This window comes from Streptomyces muensis, from assembly GCF_021474425.1.
Taxonomy (GTDB): domain Bacteria; phylum Actinomycetota; class Actinomycetes; order Streptomycetales; family Streptomycetaceae; genus Streptomyces; species Streptomyces muensis.
The window spans coordinates 1-3,951 of sequence record NZ_JAKEIP010000446.1 but is presented as its reverse complement, the minus strand read 5'-3'; the positions used below and the strand labels follow the sequence as shown (position 1 = coordinate 3,951).

Annotated in this window: 3 protein-coding genes and 1 pseudogene; all 4 read right to left on the bottom strand. The window is 68.1% G+C overall.

The features are described 5' to 3' along the window. Positions 1-190 (bottom strand): annotated as a pseudogene (locus L0P92_RS42745) (AI-2E family transporter); the annotation flags it as partial. A gap of 147 nt (positions 191-337) precedes the next feature. Further along, positions 338-1,024 carry an aggregation-promoting factor C-terminal-like domain-containing protein gene (locus L0P92_RS42740; protein WP_234768532.1) on the bottom strand — a complete coding sequence of 229 codons (687 nt, stop codon included), beginning with the start codon at positions 1,022-1,024 and terminating at the stop codon, positions 338-340. 418 nt (positions 1,025-1,442) lie between these two features. Continuing rightward, entirely contained in the window at positions 1,443-2,768 is a 1,326-nt protein-coding gene (phoH2, locus tag L0P92_RS42735; RefSeq protein WP_234768531.1) for an RNA 5'-3' helicase PhoH2, read from the bottom strand. A 313-nt stretch (positions 2,769-3,081) separates the two neighbouring features. Further along, entirely contained in the window at positions 3,082-3,855 is a 774-nt protein-coding gene (locus L0P92_RS42730) for an isoprenyl transferase (protein WP_234768530.1), read from the bottom strand. Between the last annotated feature and the right edge of the window lie 96 nt (positions 3,856-3,951).

The window sequence follows — 3,951 nt, the reverse complement described above, 5'->3', positions numbered from 1 at the left end:
CCTCGTCGCACAGTGTCTCCAGGGCCGGCGGCGGGGCGTCGGCGGCGGACTCGGGCTCCTTGGCGGACTGCCGCATCGGCTGGAGGTCGTCGCTCTCCCGTTCCACCGCGGCGCGGCGTTCGTCCAACCGCTCACTCATCTCGGTCAGTCCGGCGCCGAGCCGACCGAGCCACCCTGGCACTCGCGACATGATCCGTCCTCTTCCCCCGTCTCTCCCCACCACTCCCCCTGGAGTCGTTCTGTCCGACCGTACATGGCGCTGCACGGGGAAGCGTGAAAGCCCCTCACCTGGAGACGGTGAGGGGCTGCACGAGGGTTGAGCGGCGACCGCGTCGATCTAATACCAGCGGTTGGCCTGCCAGAACGACCACGCGCCGCAGGGGCTGTCGTAGCGCTCGTTCATGTAGTTCAGGCCCCACTTGATCTGGGTGGCCGGGTTCGTCTGCCAGTCGGAGCCGACGGACGACATCTTGGAACCGGGCAGGGCCTGGAAGAGGCCGTAGGCACCGGAGGAGGGGTTGACCGCCTGGTAGTTCCAGCTGGACTCGTGGTCCACGATGTTGCTGAAGCACTGGAACTGGTCGCTCGGCACCATCGAGCGCGCCATCGCCTGGATCTGGTCGATGGTGTACGAGCTCTGGATGGGGAAGTCCGCGGAGGAGGACCGGGAGGCCTTCGCCTCGGCCTCTTCGCGCTCCTTGGCTTCCTGCGCCGCCTTCTCGGCGGCCTTCTTCTTCTCGATCGCGCTCTCGGCGGCAGCCTTGCGGGCGGCCTCCTCGGCGTCCTTCTTGGCGCTCGCGTCCGCGGCGATGGCCTGGACGTCAGCCTGCGCCGACAGGGACTCGGTCTGCACCTGGGCCTGCTGGCCCGCGGGTATGTCCGCGAGGAGCGTCGAATCGGCAGCCGTCGCCTCGGCGTCGTTGTTCTGCGCGGTGCTGCCCGAGGCAACGCCGACGACGCTTCCGACAGCGGTGACCGCGGTGGCAGAGGCCACTGCGAATCCCCTGACCGAAATCGGACTCACACGGTTTCCTTCCAGCATCGCCCGCTTCGGTGACCCTGGCGGACGCAATCGTGCCCCTGGCGCTGGCCTCCCAACTGCGGGGTCACGGGAGGCACGGACCCGGTGGGCAACTCCCGTGAGGGGAGCGCCGCGTGGTGACTCGGGCGGCATACGACGTCGCTATGCAGTTGGTGATGGTGCTGCTGTGGTGCCGTACCGCTGGGGGTACAGGTGTGTCGTATGCGGGGCCTGACAGGAGTGAGACTCTGCCGTAACCCGACGCCGCAAGGCAATTCTGTGTTGCGTGTGAAAGCTCACACCTTGTTTGTGCCAGGGGTTTTACGGAAAGCCGCACACGCCGAGGCGCCGCCCGGATAGGCTCTCGGCCTTTCCGAACGGCGCCAACCAACGAGTAGCTACCCCAAGTTGAGCACTTGGGTCAGATCTGCCCGTCTTCCAGCATTTCGGTCACAAGGGCGGCGATCTGGGACCTCTCGGACCGCGTCAGCGTGACATGGGCGAACAGCGGATGCCCCTTCAGCTTCTCCACGACGGCGACGACACCGTCGTAGCGCCCGACCCGCAGATTGTCCCGCTGGGCCACGTCGTGCGTGAGAACCACACGCGAATTGGCGCCAATTCGGGACAGAACAGTCAGCAGGACGTTCCTTTCCAGTGACTGTGCCTCGTCCACGATCACGAACGCGTCGTGCAGCGAGCGTCCGCGGATATGGGTGAGGGGGAGCACCTCCAGCATTCCCCGCGCGGTGACCTCTTCGATGACCTCGCGGCTGGTGACCGCGGACAGCGTGTCGAAGACGGCCTGCGCCCAGGGGCTCATCTTCTCGGCCTCGGTGCCGGGCAGATAGCCGAGCTCCTGCCCGCCCACCGCGTACAGCGGCCGGAAGACCATCACCTTCTGGTGCTGACGGCGCTCCAGCACCGCCTCCAGGCCCGCGCACAGCGCCAGCGCCGACTTGCCGGTGCCGGCCCGGCCGCCCATGGACACGATCCCTACGTCCGGGTCCAGGAGCAGGTCGAGCGCGATGCGCTGCTCGGCGCTGCGGCCCTTGATGCCGAAGGCCTCCCGATCGCCGCGCACCAGCCGGACGTTGCCCTCCGGCGAGATCCGGCCGAGCGCCTTGCCGCGCTCGGAGTGGATCGTCAGCCCGGTGTGGACGGGCATGTCGGCGGCTTCGGGGACGTAGATGTGACCTTCCTCGAAGAGGACGTCCACCTGCTCGCCCGGCAGGGTCAGTTCGGACATTCCGGTCCAGCCGGAGGAGTCCGTGATGGCGAGCTCGGCGCGGTACTCCTCGGCGAGGAGACCGACGGACGAGGCCTTGATCCTGAGCGGCAGGTCCTTCGACACGACGGTGACGTCGAACCCCTCGGCCTGCAGATTGCGGGCGACCGCGAGGATACGGGAGTCGTTGTCCCCCAGGCGGTAGCCGGTCGGCAGAACGCTGGGGTCCGAGTGGTTGAGCTCGACACGGACGGTGCCGCCGAGGTCCCCGATCGGAATGGGGGCGTCGAGGCGACCGTGCCGGACCCTGAACTCGTCCAGCAGGCGCAGTGCCTGGCGGGCGAAGTAGCCGAGTTCGGGATGGTGCCGCTTGGCCTCCAGCTCCGTCACCACGACGATGGGGAGCACGACCTCGTGCTCGTCGAAGCGGTTCAGGGCGTTCGGGTCGGCCAGCAGGACGCTGGTGTCGAGAACGTAGGTGCGCCGGTCTGGCTTGTGGCGCTTTGTGCTGGTCACCACGGAAGGACGTACCCCCTCGGATGAGGTCGGGGAGCGACGGAGTGGAGCTGGACCGGTCGTCGGCCGCCCTGCACGCCATGCACGGGCCGAAAACCGGCCCTCCACTGCTTCTTCCGTGCCGTGACCGCACGGTAGGGCTGGTGCAAAGGGCCTCCCGGGCGGGCGGCTCCGGCGCCGCCCGCTGAGATACGACACCCGTGGTTCGGGTGTCGACCTGCTTGCCTTATGCCCTCGAACATGCGGTGCCATGCCAGCGCATATGACGGCGCGCTGGTGAACTCCTTGTTACTTCCGTCCCGCGGTGGGGGGTTTCTCAGCCGCCGTAACGCCGGTGCCGGGCCGCGTAGTCACGCAGGGCGCGCAGGAAGTCCACCTTGCGGAAGGCCGGCCAGAAGACCTCGCAGAAGTAGTACTCCGAATGGGCCGTCTGCCACAGCATGAAACCGGACAACCGCTGCTCGCCGCTGGTACGGATGACGAGGTCGGGGTCGGGCTGGTCGCCGGTGTAGAGGTGGCGGCCGATCAGGTCGACGCTGACGGACTCGGCGAGGTCCTCCATCGAGGTGCCCTTGTCGTGGGCGTCCACGATCATCGAGCGCACGGCGTCGGCGATCTCCTGGCGGCCGCCGTAGCCGATGGCGACGTTGACCAGTATCCCGTCGATGTGGGCGGTGGCTTCCTCGGCCTCTTTGAGGGTGGTCTGCATCCCGGACGGCAGCAGGTCGGGCGTGCCGACGTGGTGCACGCGCCAGCGGCCGTCGGCGGCGAGGGTGCGGACGACGTCCTCGATGATCCCGAGGAGCGGGACCAGCTCGTCCTGCGGCCGGTCGAAGTTGTCCGTCGACAGCAGCCAGAGGGTGACGACCTCGACGTCCGTCTCGGAGCACCAGCCGAGGAACTCCTCGATCTTCTCGGCGCCGGCCCGGTGACCGTGCACGGTGGTGGAACCCGCGGCCTTCGCCCAACGCCGGTTGCCGTCCATGATGACGCCGATGTGCCCCGGCACCTGAGCGTGGTCCAGGTGGCCTTCCACCCGGCGTGCGTACAGCCTGACCAGCAGGCCGCGCAGCTTGTCGCGCAGGTTCACGTGATTGTCCGCCCCTCCGTACGAATGCGGTCCCCGCGCCTTGGAGCGTACCGGGGTTTGGGGTGGGTGCGTCTTTGGGGGTGCGGGTGGGTGTTC